Genomic DNA, 15,585 nt, shown 5'->3' on the forward strand with positions numbered 1-15,585 from the left:
AGAGGCTGGGGGCATGGCCAACCGCCTCGCTAGTGCGACCTCGCCCTACCTGCTCCAGCACAAGGACAACCCGGTCGACTGGTGGCAATGGGGGGATGACGCGTTCGCCGAGGCCCGCCGGCGGGACGTGCCGGTGCTGATCTCCGTCGGCTACGCGGCCTGCCACTGGTGTCACGTGATGGCCCACGAGTCCTTCGAGGACGAGCAGATCGCCCGGCTGCTCAACGACGGCTTCGTGTCGATCAAGGTGGACCGGGAGGAACGGCCCGACGTCGACGCGGTCTACATGACGGCCACCCAGGCGATGACCGGGCAGGGCGGCTGGCCCATGACCGTGTTCGCCACGCCCGAGGGCGAGCCGTTCTTCTGCGGCACGTACTACCCCAAGAGCAACTTCGGCCGCCTGCTGAACTCGGTGACCACGGCCTGGCGGGAGCAGCGCGACCAGGTGATCGAGCAGGGCGCCTCCGTGGTCAAGGCCATCGGCGGGGCGCAGCTGGTCGGCGGGCCGGTGGCGCCGATCTCGGCCGAGCTCCTCGAGGCGGGCGCGCTCGGGCTGCTCAAGGAGCAGGACGAGATCAACGGCGGCTTCGGCGGGGCGCCGAAGTTCCCGCCCCACATGGGGATGCTCTTCCTGCTGCGGCACCACCAGCGGACCGGGTCGGCCGAGGCCCTCGAGGTGGTGCGGCACGCGGCCGAGCGGATGGGGCGCGGCGGCATCTACGACCAGCTCGGGGGCGGCTTCGCGCGCTACGCGGTCGACGCGACCTGGACCGTGCCGCATTTCGAGAAGATGCTGTACGACAACGCGCTGCTCCTGCGGGCGTACACCCAGCTGTGGCGGCTGACCGGGGATGTCTACGCGCGGCGGATCGCCGACGAGACGGCGACGTTCCTGCTGCGCGATCTCGCCACGCCCGAGGGCGGGCTCGCCTCGGCGCTCGACGCCGACACGGACGGGGTCGAGGGCCTGACCTACGCGTGGACGCCCGCCCAGCTCCGCGAGGTGCTCGGCGACGAGGACGGGCCTTGGGCGGCCGACCTGTTCAATGTGACCGAGGAGGGCACGTTCGAGCACGGCAGCAGCGTGCTCGTGCTGGCGCGCGACATCGACGCGGCCGATCCGGCGCTGGTGGAGCGGTGGCGGAGCGTACGGGCCCGGCTTTATGAAGCACGTCAGGCCCGGCCCCAGCCGGCGCGGGACGACAAGGTCGTGGCCTCCTGGAACGGGCTGGCGGTGACCGCGCTGGCCGAGCACGCGGCGCTGACCGGCGACCAGGATTCGCGCCGGGCGGCGGTCGAGATCGCGACCGTGCTGGCCGAGCGGCATGTGGTCGGCGGGCGGCTGCGGCGGGTGTCGCGGGACGGCGTGGTCGGGGAGCCGGCCGGGGTCCTCGACGATTACGGGTGTGTGGCCGAGGGATTCCTGGCCGTGCATCAGCTGACCGCGGACGGCAGGTGGCTCGACGCGGCGGGGGAGCTGCTCGATGTGGCGCTGGCCCGGTTCGCGACCGGGCAGGGTGGCTTCTACGACACCGCCGACGACGCGGAGCGGCTGGTCACCCGGCCGGCCGACCCGACGGACAACGCGACCCCGTCGGGGGTGTCGTCGGTTGTGGCCGCGCTGGTCTCCTACGCCGCGCTCAGCGGGGAGCCGGAGTACCGCGAGGCCGCGGACGCCGCCCTGGCCACCGTCGGGCCGCTGATCGGCGGGCACCCGCGCTTCGCCGGGTACTCGGCCGCGGCGGCGGAGGCGGCGCTCTCCGGGCCGTACGAGATCGCCGTCGCCACGACCGACCCGGTGGGTGATCCGCTGGTCGTCGAGGCGCTGCGCAGCGCGCCGGCCGGGGCCGTGGTGGTGGCCGGCGAGCCGGATCGGCCCGGCGTCCCGCTGCTGGCGGACCGGCCGCTTCTGGACGGCGTCCCCACCGCGTACGTGTGCAAGGGTTTCGTTTGTGAGAGGCCGGTCACCACCCCGGCCGACCTGATTGCCCGCCTGCAAGTCTGAGCTGCGGCGTCGCTACGCTTGGCGGGCGATGGATACCCGAACCGGTCTGCCCGTAATCGGCATGGTGGGCGGTGGCCAACTGGCCCGGATGACCCACCAGGCCGCCATTTCCCTCGGCCAGTCACTGCGTGTGCTCAGTGAGTCGCCCGACGACAGTGCGGCGCTGGTCGCCGCCGACGTGCGGATCGGCTCGCACACCGATCTGGCCGCGCTGCGCGAGTTCGCCAAGGGCTGCGAGGCGCTCACCTTCGATCATGAGCATGTGCCGAACGAGCACATCCGGGCGCTGGAGGCCGAGGGGATCAAGGTCTTCCCCGGCTCGGGTGCTCTCCTCTTCGCTCAGGACAAGGGCGAGATGCGTTCGCGGCTCGCCGCTTTTGGCGCGCCCGTTCCGCGCTGGGCGCCGGTTGCCACCGTTTCGGACATTGCCGAATTTTCCGGCGGATTTACTGAGCCGGTCGTGGCGAAGGCGACCCGCGGCGGGTATGACGGCCGCGGCGTCTGGATCCTGGACGATCTCGCTGCCGCCACCGCGTTGGTGGAGACCGGCACGCCGCTGATCGTCGAGGAGAAGGTGCGGCTGAAGCGGGAGCTCGCCGCCCTGGTCGCGCGCTCCCCGTTCGGCCAGGTCGCGGCGTACCCCGTGGTCGAGACCGTGCAGAAGGACGGCATCTGCGTCGAGGTGCTGGCCCCGGCCCCCGGCCTGCCCGAGGATCTGGCGCTGAAGGCCCAGCAGCTCGCCATCGACCTGGCCAACGAGCTCGGCGTGGTCGGCCTGCTCGCCGTCGAGCTCTTCGAGACCGACGAGGGCATCGTCGTCAACGAGCTGGCGATGCGCCCGCACAACTCCGGCCACTGGACGATCGAGGGCGCCCGCACGTCGCAGTTCGAGCAGCACCTGCGGGCCGTGCTCGACTACCCGATGGGCGAGACGTCGCTGACCGCCCCCGCCGTCGTGATGGCCAACGTGCTCGGCGGCGAGCCGGGCGGCATCTCCATCGACGAGCGCCTGCACCACCTGTTCGCCGAGGACCCGGGCGCCCGCGTCCACCTGTACGGCAAGCAGGTCCGCCCCGGCCGCAAGATCGGTCACGTCACGGTCCTGGGCGACGACATGACCACGGTCCGGGCCCGCGCGGCCCGCGCCGCCCGCTGGCTCCAGGAAGGCAAGTAATGGCACCCCAGGTCGGCATCATCATGGGCAGCGACTCCGACTGGCCCACGATGGAGGCGGCGGCGCTGGCCCTGGCCGAGTTCGAGGTGCCGTTCGAGGTCGGCGTCGTCTCGGCCCACCGCACCGTCCGCAAAATGGTCGACTACGCCGAGTCCGCCGCCGACCGCGGCCTCCGGGCGATCATCGCCGGCGCCGGCGGAGCGGCCCACCTGCCCGGCATGGTCGCCGCGCTGACCCCGCTGCCGGTCATCGGCGTCCCCGTGCCGCTCAAGCACCTCGACGGCATGGACTCCCTGCTCTCGATCGTCCAGATGCCCGCCGGCGTCCCGGTGGCCACGGTCTCCATCGGCGGCGCCCGCAACGCCGGCCTCCTCGCCGTCCGCATCCTCGGCGCGGCCGACCCCGCCCTGCGCACCAAGATGGCCAACTTCCAGGCCGGTCTGGAGAAGCTGGTCGCCCAGAAGGACGCCGCCCTCCGCGACCAGCTGCTGGGCTGAGGTACCGTCGGCCGCATGTTCCGCCGTTGGCTTCCATCGATCGTCGTGCTGGCCGCGGCGCTCGCCCTCGGGGCCGGGCTGCTCACTGACGGCCGGGTTCTCCAGGCCATAGTGCTGCTGGTGCTGCTCGTGGCCGCCGCCGTCGTTCTCTCCCCGCGCGGCTTCCCCGAGTCCGTCTCCGATGCCGCGGCCCGCGAAGCCAGCACTCGCGACGGTCGCGCCATCGTCTACTGGCGCCCGGGTTGCCCCTATTGCGCCCGACTTCGGGTCTCCCTGGGCCGTCACGCCTCCCGGTTGCACTGGGTGGACATCTGGCAGGACCCCGACGGTGCCGCCTCCGTCCGCGCCGTCGCGGACGGTAACGAGACCGTCCCGACCGTCGTCGCTTCTGGTAAGGCCTTCGTCAATCCGTCGCCGCGCTGGGTGCGTCAGCTAACGCTCTAAGGCAAAAGTACGGAACTTCGGAGAGTCACCGCCTTCGGGCATCGGCGCCGTCGTGGTCACCCTCCGCGCGCAGCTGCCGGGCTGTCCCGCCGGGTCCGGCTGCCCGCGTGGCCGGACATTTCGGGCCGGGGCCGAGGCCTGTGGAGAAGTAAGCCGACCCGCCGGGCCCGCGAGTAGGGTCGAATCATGAGTTCAGCCACCCACCTGCACGGCGATCCGCACGTCGCTCGCTACCTGGAGACCAACGGCGAGGACGGCTTCCACTGGCGCAACGGCACCGAGATCCTGATCCTGTTCACCCGCGGCCGGAAGTCGGGCCGCGAGCGCACCCACGCCCTGATCTTCCGCGAGCACGGCAAGGACTACCTGGTCGTCGCGTCCAAGGGCGGCACCGACGCCCCGCCCGCCTGGTTCGTCAACCTGCAGGCCGACCCCCACGTCGAGGTGCAGATCAAGGGCGACCGCTTCCACGCCAAGGCGCGTGTGGCCACCCCCGCCGAGAAGCCCGAGATGTGGGCCAAAATGGCCGAGGTCTGGCCCGACTACAACGAGTACCAGAAGAAGACCGACCGCGAGATCCCCGTAGTCGTCCTCGAACGCTCCTGACCGAGCCGCCCCACCCCCACCCGGCACGGCCTTCCTGCCGGGCGGCCGCTGCGCCGCGCGGTGGCTCTCGGCCGCGTGGATCGATATTGACTGCCCGCGGTCGGTGTGGTCGGCCACAATGGCCGCCATGAGTGCGCAGATCACGCCGCTTGTCGATCCCTCCGTCAAGAACCGGCTTGTCTGGCTGGCCTCGGCCGGCGACGGGCGTCCATTGGGGACGGCGTCCCTTCGGCTTCCGCCCGGCGGTGGCTACGCCGACCTGGAGCTTGATGTGCATCCGGCTGAGCGCCGGAGCGGGGTCGGCACCCGGCTGTTGGGGGTTGTCATCGAGGCGGCGGCCGCGGCGGAAGGCCTGCGGAGTGTACTTACCCAGCCGGTCCGCGAGGGATCACCCGGCGACCTCTTTTGCGCGGCGCGCGGCCTGCGTCCGGTGCTGAAACTGACGTACACGCGCTTCTCCCTGGACGCGTCGTTGCCCACCCACCCGGACGTGCCCGGCTACCGGTTGATCCACTGGGAGGGCGCCGTCCCCGACGATCTGGCCGCTACGTTCGCGCGTTCGCGCAGTGCCATGGATGACATGCCGATGGACGACGCCGACTACACGCCGGATCCGTGGGATGTCGAGCGCCTACACGCCGTAGCCGACGCTGTGTCACGCCGCGGTGAGACTCTTTGTGTCACTGCCGCCCTGAGTGAGGACGGCGAGATAGCCGGCTTCACCGAGCTGGTGGTTCCTGGCGACGGCGCCGGGGACGCCCAGCACTACGGCACCGGCGTCCTGCCCGCCCACCGTGGCCGCGGCCTGGCCCGCTGGATGAAGGCCGCGCAGATCGCCCGGATTCACGCGAGGTTTCCCGCTCTGACCGGCTTGCTCGCCGACACGGCCGACAGCAACACCGCCATGCGCCGCGTCAACGACTCTCTCGGCTACCGCCCCACCCACCGAAGCTTGATCTACCAGTACGACCTGCAACCGCGCTGAGACCCGGATGCTGCGGGTTCGGTGCGAGCGGCGTCAAGGAGATCAAGGGAGGACCACGCAGCGGCGGCAGCGGGATTCGTAGGTGTAGGTGCCGTCGTCGGGGAGGGCGGTTGAGGGGGCCAGTTCGCGGATCATGGGTTTGCCATGTTCGAGGACCTGGGTGTGGGTGGCGCCGAGGGACCGGCAGACGTCGCAGACGGCCCGGCGGTAGATGACTTTTTCCGGGGCCAGCTCGAACAGGGCGCGGACCGGGGCGAACAGCTGGCCGCGGTGGTCGAGGTCGATGCCGGCGACGACCACTTTGATGCCGCGGCGGACGGCGGCGCCGAGCTCGGCGATGTCGTCGACCGTGAACATGTGGATCTCGTCCACGCCGATCACCTCGAAGCCGCCGTCCGCCGCGCCGGCCAGGGAGGTCACCTTGACCGTCTCCAGGCTGCCGCCGGAGCGGGAGGTCACCGCCGTGTCCCGGCCGTGCCGGGCGGACTGGTAGACGCGATGCGGGATGCCGGCGTGCTGCAACGGGGACAGCAGGCTGATCATCTCGAGCGACTTGCCGCCCTTCATCGGGCCGAGGATCACGGTCAAATCCATGCCGCAGACCGTGCCACCGCCCACCCGGCGAAGATCGACCGCCCACCCGCCCGGAGACGACTGCCACACCCTCTCAGGCGGACGCCCTCGCATGGACGGGCCGGGTGTGGGCGTGGAGGAGGCCGGCGTGGGGTGGCGGGGGCGCCGACGTGGGTCGCGGGCGCGGAGTGGGTGGCGGATGCGGACGCGGGGATGCGGTTGGGTGGCGGGTGCGGGCGTGGGGCCCCTGTGGAGTGGGGTGGCGGGCGCGGGGTGGGACGCGGGCGCGGAGTGGGGTGGCGGGTGCGGGGAAGCCGGCGTGCGGTGGGGTGACGGGCGCCGGCGTGGGACGTGGGGCGGGTTGGGGAGCCCGGCGCGGCGTGGGAGGCGGGCGCGGCGTGGGAGGCGGGCGCGGAGTGCGGGGCGGGGTCGGCAGTGAGATTGAGTGGCAGGACAGCCCGGCAGCCGCGTCGGGAGGGTGACCACGACGGAGCCGGCGCCCGAGAGCGGGTGCTGGGCGAAATTGCGTACCTCTGGGTTATCGCATGCGGACCAAGGCGCCGCGCAGGCCCTCGCGGGTGCGGCGGCGGTTTTCGTTGGTGGCGCCGACCCACAGGAGGATGATGCCCAGGGGGACCAGGACCAGCCAGGGGCCGACCAGGGTGACGGCGAAGTGGATGGCGGCGAAAAGGGTGGCCAGGGCGCCGACGACGACCGGGGCCTGTTGGCGGTTGCGGGAGCCGATGATGAGGGTGGCCACCGCGCCCAGCAGCAGGAGGACCTCTCTCAGTTCGCCGCCGTCGCCGGCCAGGACTATGCCCATGGTGGGGACGAAGGCGGCCAGCAGGGCCACGCCGTACGCGGCCCAGCTGCTCAGGTCGGGGCGGTGGCGGCTCTCGATGACGCCGACGATCAGGGCGAGGGCGGCGAAGGGCAGGGTGTACGCCTCGGGGAGGGCGACGTCGGACAGGGCGATGAAGAGCCACCAGCCGACGATCTCGAAGCCGACGGCCAGCCAGAAGAGCAGGCGGCGCTGGTTGGCGGGGCGGCCCGCGCGGGAGGCGGCCAAGCCCAGGACGGCGCCCCAGGCGGCCAGCAGGGCGGCCAGGTGGGCGGGGGAGTCGAAGGCGAGGATGCCGGCCAGGATGGCCGAGGCGTAGCCGCTCCACTCGACCGTCTGGGCCTCGGTGCGGTACTGGGGCAGGCCCATCCGGGGGACGGTGGCCTCGAGGATGAGCAGGGCGGCGCCGACGGCGAGGACGCCGAAGGCGGCCCAGGGGCGCTGGACGCCGGCGGCGATGGCGGCCGTCAGGACGAAGAACTGGCCCATGACGGCGGTGAAGAGCCAGCCCAGCACGCGGGCGTGGCGGCTGCGGCCGCCGAGGGCGGCGACCAGGCCGACGCCGATGGCCGAGCCGAGGGTGAACAAGGTGAGCCGCTGCTGGGCGAGGCTGCCGGCCAGGCCCGCGTTGCCGGCCAGCAGGCCGATCACGAAGACGATGGTGCGGGTGGTGCGCAGCAGCGACGCGTGGGTGGCGACCGGAGGCGGGGTGAGGGCCAGGCCGAGCATCGAGATCGTGAAGACCACGAGGGCGGCCGAGGTCGCGGTGGGGAAGGGCGCGTGCAGGGCGATCGGGGCGATCAGCAGGGTGATGGCGAGGCCGGGCAGGATCACCGGCACCGACTCGGAGGCCTTGCCGCCGAAGCCGATCGCGGCCAGGGCGGCGGCGCCGGTCAGCAGCACGATGGCCAGGACGCTGGTGCCGTCCACGTAGCCGGAGGCGGGCGCGGACAGCGCCGGGATCGGGCCGTCCCAGATGTGCCGGGCCTGGGCCAGCGGGTCGATCAGGGCGGCCTTGAGCGCCGGCGCGATCGAGAACAGGGCCAGGATGGTCGGCACCAGGGCCAGCACGACGGCGCTGGTGGCCGGGTCGACCAGCCAGCGGCCGCTGAGGCCGAGCGGGCGGCGCGGGCCGCGGAAGCGCGTGTTCGACCAGTAGTGGTCGCGGGCCAGGGTGAGGCCGGGGGCCGGGGTGGAGCCGCGCAGCAGCTCGGCCATCACGCCGAGCAGGGCGGCGGCGGCCGCGTAAAGGGCGGTGGAGTACGGGGTGGGGATCGACACGAACGCGGTGACGGTGGCCCCGAGGACCAGGCCGACGGTCGCCCACGGCAGGTACTGCGGGATGTAGCGGCCGGCCAGCGCCAGCAGGGCCAGGCTCAGGCTGGACGCGGCCAGGGCGGCGGTGAGCGCGACCTGCGCGTCGTGGCCCTGGTCGGCGGCGAGGGCGGCCAGCACGCCGGGCAGCGCCAGCAGCACGGCGCCGGTGGCGGCGCCGCCGATCTGGGCGCGGTGCCGTGGCATGCCGGTGTCGTCGCGGGCCAGGTCGCTCTCGGTCACCACGAACGGCGTCCAGAAGCGGCCCGGGCCGTCGGGCACGGTCTCGTCGTCGACCGGGTCGGGGATCTCGGCCACCGGGGTGCGGGCCATGACGGCGGTCAGCACGCCGACCAGCACCACGGCGAGCAGGGCGAGCGCGGTCGACCAGGGCCGGGCCAGGCCGGCGCCGACCGCGTAGAGCAGGACGACGGCGGCGGCCCCGGCCCGGCAGAGGGCGGCCCGCGGGTCGACCGTGGCCACGGCGGCCATCACGTAGCCGATGGCGACCGCGGCGCCGAGCAGCAGCGGCGACCACCAGGGCAGGCCCAGGGCGAACGGCGCGCCGATGGTGGCCAGGGCCCCGCAGACCGCGGAGATCAGGTAGGAGAACGGGCGGGGCGCCGCGATGGCCGCTGCGAAGGCGACCATGAGCAGGGCGAACGGCGCCTGCCAGGCACCCGGGCCGGGCGCCGGGTAGCGGCTCAGGTCGGCGTCCCAGACGTCGCCCAGCACGGAGATGACGCGGGCGGCGCCGGCCAGCGCGAGCCAGCCCGCGATGGCGCCGACCACGACGCCGGCCACGGCCAGGCCACGGTTGGGGCCGCGGCTCCAGTCGGGCGGCAGGGCGGCGACGCCGAACGCGACGATCAGCACCACCACGCCGGCCACGGCCAGTGGGGCGCTCGGGAAGGCCAGGGCGAAGACCCGGGCCAGGGCGCCGCAGATGGCGACGGTGGCGGCCGCGGCGGCGATGTCGGGGCCGTCCAGCACCCGGTCGCTACGCCGGCCGTTGTCGATCGACCTGGCGAAGAAGAGCAGGCCCGCGGCGACCAGCAGCAGCACCCCGACCCAGACGTCGGGTGGGGTGGCCCCGGGGGACAGCAGCGCGGCCAGGGCCAGCGCGATCGCGCCGAGGGCGGTGCCGGCGGTCAGCGGGGTGCTGATCTCGCGGCGAGCCACCTGGAAGACGGCGGCGTAGCTGAGCGTGGCCGCCACGGCCAGGAAGCCGAGGGCCAGGGCGGGCACGGTGACCGCCTCGGTCGGCGGCGGGCCCTCGCCGTGGTCGGCGACGGCCAGGGTGGCCGTGACCACGGCGCCGGGCAGGGCCAGCGCGGCCGCGCCGGACGCCCAGTCACCGACCAGCCAGGCGTAGAGCCGGATCGGGATCTGCCGGGCCGCCACGGCGATCATCACGCCGGCCCCGGCGATGGCGGTGAGCACGGCGGCGGTCAGCCAGGGCGCGCTGAGGGCCGACCCGAAGCCGAAGAAGCCGACCACGCCGGCCGCGGCCACGTGCACGATCGCGATGCGCCGGGTGGTGGCGGCCAGCCCGGCCGCGCCGATCCCGACCGAGGCGATGACCAGCGGCCAGGGCGCCTCCGACCAGCGCATGCTCAGCGAGGCGGGCAGGGCCAGGGCGGTCAGCGCGATGCCGGCCACCGCGCCCTCGTGCCGGACGCTGCGGGGCAGCGCGAGCGCGGCGGCGATCGTGACGATCAGCGCGCTGAACGCCAGCAGCCAGCCCTGACCCTGGGTGGCCTCGGCCAGCTTGGCCGCGTAGCCCTCGGTGTCGGCCCGCCAGATCGGGCGGGCGGCCTGCAAGGGGGCCAGCGCGGCGCGCAGGCAGTCCACGGCGAGGATGACGCCGACCAGGCCGAGCGTGATGGCCGAGGCGATCTCGGGGCCGCGCCGGACGTCGGCCGGGAGCAGGGTGACGGCGGCGCCGACGAGGGCGACCACGGCCGCGGCGACCACGACGGTCCAGCGCGGGTTGACCACGTCGGCCACCCGGGCCGCCGCGCCGACCACGGCCAGGACGAGCACGCCGCCGGCGATGTTGCGGGCGGTCACGTTGTCCAGCAGCCAGGCCGCGGCCACCGCCGTCAGCGCGGCCAGCACCACGATCAGGCCGGAGCGCAGCGCGTCGGGCACGACCTGGGCCTGCAGCAGGGCGACCGAGGAGTAGAGCAGGGCGCCCGCGCTGGCCACGCAGAGCAGCGCGAACGTGAGCTCGCGGAGCCAGTCGGCCGAGGGCGGGCTGGCCGGCGGGGCCAGCGGCACCGAGCCCGCGGCGGGCGCGCCGGCCGGGCGCGGGCCGGGGAAGATGCGGCTGCGCAGCCACCGGCGCCGGGACCCGGCCAGCCCGTGGATGATCAGGTCGGGCTCCTCCGGGGCCGACTCCGGACGCGCGGGCAGGTCCTCGTCGGCCTCGGCCGGCGTCTCCCGGTCGGCGACGACCGGGCGGTTGATCGGCCAGCGGGGCAGCAGCCGGCCGCGGCGGATCACCGTGGTCAGCAGAAGCAGGTCGAGCACGGCCACGATGGTCAGGGCCATGCCCCAACCGGCCGGGCTCTGGATCAGCGGCTCGGCCAGCAGCAGCGGCACCGGCTGGAGGGCCACCACGGTCGCGTAGCGGGGCGCGGCCAGCCGGGTCACGCCGGCATACAGGAAGCTGGCGACGGCGGTGATGGCGAAGGTGATGCCGAGGTAGAGCGGGATCGGCACGGCGCCGCCGGCCACCTGGCTGCCGTGCAGGGCGAACATCGTCATCGGCAGCAGCACGAGACCGACGCCGGCCACCGTCTCGGCCGTCGAGCTCAGCCCGCGCTTGGCGATGCCGGGCGCGGCGACCAGGGCGATCGCGGTCGCCATGGCCAGGATGGTGGCCCGGGCCAGCGGGTTGCTGACCGCGACGCCGGCGAAGACCACGGCGGCCACGCCGATCAGCAGCGCGCCCAGGGCGAGCGTGATGTTCTGCACCGACTGCGAGGAGGCCTCGGGCGGGTGGACCTCGCCGCCGGTGAAGCTCGCGACCCGGCGCGGCGGCGGGGCGACCCGCTCGGTCGGCGGCGGATCGTCGACCAGGGCGGTGACCCCATCGGTGGCGACGCCGGGCGGGCCGGTGTGCGGCGAGCCGGGCGGGGCCCAGTCGGGCGGCGGGCCGGCCGGCCTGGCCGCCCCGGCCGGCCTGGCCGCCCCGGCCGGCCTGGCCGTCCGGGGCGGGGGCGGCGGTTCGTCGATCACCGTCGTGGCACCGGCCGGGGGCGGAGGCGGGCCCTGGTCGGGTGCCTCGTCACCGGGGCGGCGGCGCACGCGGCGGGGCTTCTTGGCCTTTTTCTGCTGGTTGGCGTGCGACAGGATGTCACGCTGGAACTGCGCCGCCTGGATCTTGGCGGCGATCTGGGTGCGCTCCTTGGCCGCGGCCATGTCGCGAATCTTCAGATCCGCGATCGAGGCCTCGATGCGGGCCAGCTCTTCGTCGTAGCTGTCGGGCTGTTCAGCCTGCGCCACGGAACCTCCTCGACCTGCCGGCCACCTCTCTGCTTAGAGCATGCCCGTGCGACACCTCATTAGAACAGGCTCACGGGGGCGGAGATCTATAGAAAACGCCGCAGACCTCGTACCCGGGGCTCAGGCGGGCGGGCGCCCCATCCCCCGATAGGACCATCCCGCGCTGGCCCATTGGCGCGGATCCAGGCAATTCCGCCCGTCGATGACCTTGCGGCCGGCCACGAGCTCGCCGAGCAGCACCGGGTCGGCGTTGCGAAATTCCGGCCATTCGGTGGCGACGAGGACGAGGGAGACGTCGGTCACGGCCGCTGCCATCGAGTCCGCGTACGTCAGGGCGGGCTGAGCCCGGCGGGCGTTGGCCATGCCCTGGGGGTCGTAGACGCGCACGTGCGCCCCGGCCGCGGACAGGGCCGCCGCCACGGCGAGGCTCGGCGCGTCGCGTACGTCGTCGGAACCCGGCTTGAAGGTCGCGCCCAGCACGGCGATCGCGGTGCCGGAGAGGTCCGGCCCGGCCGGGCCGACCGGGCGGTCGAGCAACTCGGCCGCCAGCGTCAGCACCCGGGAGCGGCGCCGGGTGTTGATCAGGTCGACCTCGTGCAGGAAGCGCAGCGCCTCGCCCGCGCCCAGCTCCTGCGCCCGGGCCTGGAAGGCGCGGATATCCTTGGGCAGGCAGCCGCCGCCGAAGCCGAGCCCGGCCTGCAGGAAGCGGTTGCCGATCCGCGGGTCGTAACCGATGGCCCGGGCCAGCTGGGTGACGTCCGCCCCGGCCACCTCGCACACCTCGGCCATCGCGTTGATGAAGCTGATCTTGGTGGCCAGGAAGGCGTTCGCGGCCACCTTGACCAGCTCGGCCGTGGCGAAATCGGTCACCACGACCGGAACGTCGCGATCCTCGGTGGCGGCCAGGTCGAAGACGCCCTTGTGGGCGGCGTGCAGACGGTCACGGGCCCACTCGGTCCGGGTCCCGCAGATGATCCGGTTGGGCCGGAGCACGTCCTCCACCGCGTACCCCTCCTGCAGGAACTCCGGCGACCAGGCGACCTCGACCCCGAGCGCGGGGTCGGCGTGCTTGGCCACCAGCTCCTCGACCCAGTCGGCGGTGCCCACCGGCACGGTCGACTTGCCGACGATCAGCGCCTTCCGCCGCAGCCGGGGCGCCAGGTTGGTCACGGCGCTCTCGACATAGCTGAGATCGGCGCCCATGCCGTCCGCCCGCTGCGGCGTGCCGACGCAGATGAAGTGCACGTCGGCGAAGTCCGCGACCTCGTCGTACGTGGTCACGAAGCGCAGCCGCCCCGACGCGAGGTTGCGGCGCAGCAGATCGTCCAGCCCCGGCTCGTGGAACGGCACCTTACCGCTCGCCAGCTTGGATATCTTCGCCTCGTCGACGTCGAATCCGAGGACCTCGTAGCCGAGCTCGGCGAAGCAGATGGCATAGGTGGCCCCGAGATAGCCGGTGCCGAGGAACGACAGACGCATCACGACAGGCCTAACGACTTTCCCCCCGGTGGGCGTACGCTACGCGCGAGTAACATCGCTTAGGAGAGGGCCCCAGCATGAGTGAGTTCGACGCCTACCGGCTTCCGGAGGATCACGAGACGATCCGTGCCGCCGTGCGCGAGGTGTGTGACGCGCGGGTGGCGCCGAACGCGGCCGAGGCCGACGAGAACAGCGAATTCCCCAAGGCGTCGTACGACGCTCTGCGCGCCTCCGACTTCCACGCCCCGCACATCCCGGTCGAGTACGGCGGCGCCGGCGCCGACGCGCTGGCCACCGCGATCGTGATCGAGGAGGTGGCCCGGGCCTGTGCGTCCTCGTCGCTGATCCCGGCGGTGAACAAGCTCGGCACGATGCCGCTCATCCTGTCGGCGTCGGAAGACCTCAAGCAGCGTTACCTGCCCAAGGTCGCTTCGGGTGAGGCGATGTTCTCCTACTGCCTGTCCGAGCCCGAGGCGGGCTCCGACGCCGCGTCGATGACCACCCGCGCCGTCCGCGACGGTGACTTCTGGATCCTCAACGGCGTCAAGCGCTGGATCACCAACGCGGGCGTGTCGGAGTACTACACGGTGTTCGCGGTTACTGACCCGACGGCTCGCTCTCGCGGCATTTCCGCTTTTGTCGTGGAAAAAGCCGACGAAGGCGTGTCTTTTGGGGCGCCGGAGAAGAAGCTGGGGATCAAGGGGTCACCGACCCGCGAGGTCTACTTCGACAACGTCCGCATCCCGGCCGACCGCATGATCGGCGCCGAGGGCACCGGCTTCGCCACGGCCATGGCCACCCTCGACCACACCCGTGTGACGATCGCGGCCCAGGCGCTCGGCATCGCGCAGGGCGCGCTCGACTTCGCCAAGGGCTACGTCAAGGAGCGCAAGCAGTTCGGCCAGCCGGTCGCCGACTTCCAGGGCGTCCAGTTCATGCTGGCCGACATGGGCATGAAGATCGAGGCGGCCCGCCAGCTCACCTACGCCGCCGCCGGCAAGAGCGAGCGCGGCGACGCCGACCTGACCTACTTCGGCGCGGCCGCCAAGTGCTTCGCCTCGGACGCCGCCATGGAGATCACCACCGACGCCGTCCAGCTCCTCGGCGGCTACGGCTACACCCGCGACTACCCGGTCGAGCGCATGATGCGCGACGCGAAGATCACCCAGATCTACGAGGGCACGAATCAGGTCCAGCGCATCGTCATGGCCCGCCAGCTCCTGAAGGACTAGCAGCCTGAGTAGCCGGAGTAGTTGGTGAAGCTGGCGGCGCTCGTGCTGTCGTAGCTGGACGGCAGGGTGGCCGGGGTGAAGCCGGGCCAGCGGTCCTGAGGTGGGTGGCCGGCCGAGGGCTGAGGGGACGGCTCGGGCAGTTCGGCCAGTTCGTCCAGACGGTCCTGGTCGGTGAGCAGTTGCCGCAGCTCGCGGAGCGCGTGCTGGTCGCGGTGGCCGCGGCGCCAGGCTGTCCAGGCCTCCTCCTCCAGGCGCTCCAGCAAATCCTGCTCGCGAAGGAAGACGGCGGCTTCCGGGAACTGGGGGAAGTCGCCGTCGGGGCCGACGCGCATCAGCTCGGTGGCTTCATCGAGGCGGCCCTCGGCGGCCAGGTGGCGGGCCAGCCGGACGTGGTAGCCCGCCTGGCGGCGGTCGATCAGCTCGCGCCACACCGAGGGGTCCGGGGTGCCGGCCTCGTCGAGCACATTGGCCAGGCCGGTCAGGACCGAGGTGTTCGCCGGGTCCGAGTGCCGTAGCTGTTGAGCCGCTCGCAGCAGTCCCGGTCCGTCGATGCCGGGCCAGGGGGAGAAGAGGGGACTGCCCCGGTGGAGCCGCCCGTCGGCGAGGGCCTGGCGCAGTCGCACGATGTCGGCGGTCCGGCCCTGGTCGGTGAGGACCGCCAGCAGCAGCTGGTAGGCCTCGGCGTCGCCTCGTTCGGCGAGGTCCCGCAAGACCAGGATCTGCTCGGCGTGATCGCCGGCGGCGCCGCACGCGGCGGCCAGCTTGAGGGAGGTCTCCCGCTCCTGGACCGGCGAGGTGCCGATCACGTGGCGCAGGTACGCGCGGGTGCCGGGCCACGGCACCAGGGCCACGGTGGCGATCAGGGCGGCCAGCGTGATCAGTAGCGCCAGGCCGGGCGCCCACGGCGCCCGGCCGTGCA

Annotated in this window: 11 protein-coding genes; 7 read left to right on the forward strand and 4 right to left on the reverse strand. The window is 73.2% G+C overall.

Features of this window, described 5'->3' with window-relative positions; genetic code table 11:
* The first annotated feature begins 13 nt into the window (after positions 1–13).
* From AB0J66_RS22715 to AB0J66_RS22740, 6 genes are all read left to right on the forward strand, one after another.
* Entirely contained in the window at positions 14–2,008 is a 1,995-nt protein-coding gene (locus AB0J66_RS22715; protein WP_364663782.1) for a thioredoxin domain-containing protein, read from the forward strand.
* A 28-nt stretch (positions 2,009–2,036) separates the two neighbouring features.
* On the forward strand, positions 2,037–3,182 hold the full coding sequence (locus tag AB0J66_RS22720; RefSeq protein ID WP_364663785.1) for a 5-(carboxyamino)imidazole ribonucleotide synthase: 1,146 nt from the start codon (positions 2,037–2,039) through the stop codon (positions 3,180–3,182).
* The gene (purE, locus tag AB0J66_RS22725; protein ID WP_364663788.1) at positions 3,182–3,679 is read left to right on the forward strand and encodes a 5-(carboxyamino)imidazole ribonucleotide mutase; all 498 of its coding nucleotides are present in this window, start codon (positions 3,182–3,184) and stop codon (positions 3,677–3,679) included. The genes AB0J66_RS22720 and purE overlap by 1 nt, the downstream gene beginning before the upstream one ends.
* Before the next feature lie 15 nt (positions 3,680–3,694).
* Complete coding sequence (locus AB0J66_RS22730; RefSeq protein ID WP_364663791.1) at positions 3,695–4,123, forward strand: glutaredoxin domain-containing protein; 429 nt, start codon at positions 3,695–3,697, stop codon at positions 4,121–4,123.
* Between the two features lie 186 nt (positions 4,124–4,309).
* Positions 4,310–4,729 carry a nitroreductase family deazaflavin-dependent oxidoreductase gene (locus AB0J66_RS22735; protein WP_364663793.1) on the forward strand — a complete coding sequence of 140 codons (420 nt, stop codon included), beginning with the start codon at positions 4,310–4,312 and terminating at the stop codon, positions 4,727–4,729.
* A gap of 127 nt (positions 4,730–4,856) precedes the next feature.
* On the forward strand, positions 4,857–5,714 hold the full coding sequence (locus AB0J66_RS22740; RefSeq protein ID WP_364663796.1) for a GNAT family N-acetyltransferase: 858 nt from the start codon (positions 4,857–4,859) through the stop codon (positions 5,712–5,714).
* Positions 5,715–5,756: 42 nt separating this feature from the next.
* On the opposite strand, the gene AB0J66_RS22745 is transcribed toward AB0J66_RS22740, so the two are convergent.
* From AB0J66_RS22745 to AB0J66_RS22755, 3 genes are all read right to left on the reverse strand, one after another.
* Entirely contained in the window at positions 5,757–6,308 is a 552-nt protein-coding gene (locus AB0J66_RS22745) for a thymidine kinase (protein ID WP_364663799.1), read from the reverse strand.
* Positions 6,309–6,825: 517 nt separating this feature from the next.
* Positions 6,826–11,955 carry a hypothetical protein gene (locus AB0J66_RS22750; RefSeq protein WP_364663801.1) on the reverse strand — a complete coding sequence of 1,710 codons (5,130 nt, stop codon included), beginning with the start codon at positions 11,953–11,955 and terminating at the stop codon, positions 6,826–6,828.
* A gap of 120 nt (positions 11,956–12,075) precedes the next feature.
* Positions 12,076–13,434, reverse strand: coding sequence for a UDP-glucose/GDP-mannose dehydrogenase family protein (locus tag AB0J66_RS22755; protein WP_364663804.1), 1,359 nt, complete (start codon positions 13,432–13,434; stop codon positions 12,076–12,078).
* A 77-nt stretch (positions 13,435–13,511) separates the two neighbouring features.
* Here AB0J66_RS22755 and AB0J66_RS22760 point away from each other — a divergent pair, with 77 nt between their 5' ends.
* On the forward strand, positions 13,512–14,666 hold the full coding sequence (locus AB0J66_RS22760) for an acyl-CoA dehydrogenase family protein (protein WP_364663807.1): 1,155 nt from the start codon (positions 13,512–13,514) through the stop codon (positions 14,664–14,666).
* Here the strand turns inward: AB0J66_RS22760 and AB0J66_RS22765 are convergent.
* Entirely contained in the window at positions 14,663–15,517 is an 855-nt protein-coding gene (locus AB0J66_RS22765; RefSeq protein ID WP_364663809.1) for a hypothetical protein, read from the reverse strand. The genes AB0J66_RS22760 and AB0J66_RS22765 overlap by 4 nt on opposite strands.
* Positions 15,518–15,585: the final 68 nt, after the last annotated feature.

The sequence above is a fragment of the Actinoplanes sp. NPDC049598 genome (genome assembly GCF_040675435.1).
Taxonomy (GTDB): domain Bacteria; phylum Actinomycetota; class Actinomycetes; order Mycobacteriales; family Micromonosporaceae; genus Actinoplanes.